1 rRNA gene is annotated in these 1,048 nt (G+C 57.5%); it reads left to right on the forward strand.

The window, feature by feature from the left end:
* Positions 1-1,048, forward strand: a 23S ribosomal RNA gene (locus ACFY32_RS34100); the annotation flags it as partial.

The following is a 1,048-nucleotide window of genomic DNA, read 5'->3' on the forward strand; positions in this document are numbered from 1 at the left end:
TCTCGTGACTGCGTGCCTTTTGAAGAATGAGCCTGCGAGTTTGCGGTGTGTTGCGAGGTTAACCCGGGTGGGGTAGCCGTAGCGAAAGCGAGTCCGAACAGGGCGATTCAGTAGCACGCTCAAGACCCGAAGCGGAGTGATCTAGCCATGGGCAGGTTGAAGCGGAGGTAAGACTTCGTGGAGGACCGAACCCACCAGGGTTGAAAACCTGGGGGATGACCTGTGGTTAGGGGTGAAAGGCCAATCAAACTCCGTGATAGCTGGTTCTCCCCGAAATGCATTTAGGTGCAGCGTCGTGTGTTTCTTGCCGGAGGTAGAGCACTGGATAGGCGATGGGCCCTACCGGGTTACTGACCTTAGCCAAACTCCGAATGCCGGTAAGTGAGAGCGCGGCAGTGAGACTGTGGGGGATAAGCTCCATGGTCGAGAGGGAAACAGCCCAGAGCATCGACTAAGGCCCCTAAGCGTACGCTAAGTGGGAAAGGATGTGGAGTCGCAGAGACAACCAGGAGGTTGGCTTAGAAGCAGCCACCCTTGAAAGAGTGCGTAATAGCTCACTGGTCTAGTGATTCCGCGCCGACAATGTAGCGGGGCTCAAGCGTACCGCCGAAGTCGTGTCATTGCAGCAATACTCCCAACGGAGGCTGTGATGGGTAGGGGAGCGTCGTCTGCCGGGTGAAGCAGCCGCGTAAGCGAGTTGTGGACGGTTGACGAGTGAGAATGCAGGCATGAGTAGCGATACACACGTGGGAAACGTGTGCGCCGATTGACTAAGGGTTCCTGGGTCAAGCTGATCTGCCCAGGGTAAGTCGGGACCTAAGGCGAGGCCGACAGGCGTAGTCGATGGATAACCGGTTGATATTCCGGTACCCGCTGTGAAGCGTCAAACATCGAGCATCGTGATGCTAAGGCCGTGAAGCCGTTCCGGACCCTTCGGGGAAAGGAAAGTGGTGGAGCCGCCGGACCAAGCGGTTAGTAGGTGAGTGATGGGGTGACGCAGGAAGGTAGTCCATCCCGGGCGGTGGTTGTCCCGGGGTAAGGGTGTAGG

It is taken from the genome of Streptomyces sp. NPDC000134 (assembly GCF_042899225.1).
Lineage (GTDB): Bacteria > Actinomycetota > Actinomycetes > Streptomycetales > Streptomycetaceae > Streptomyces.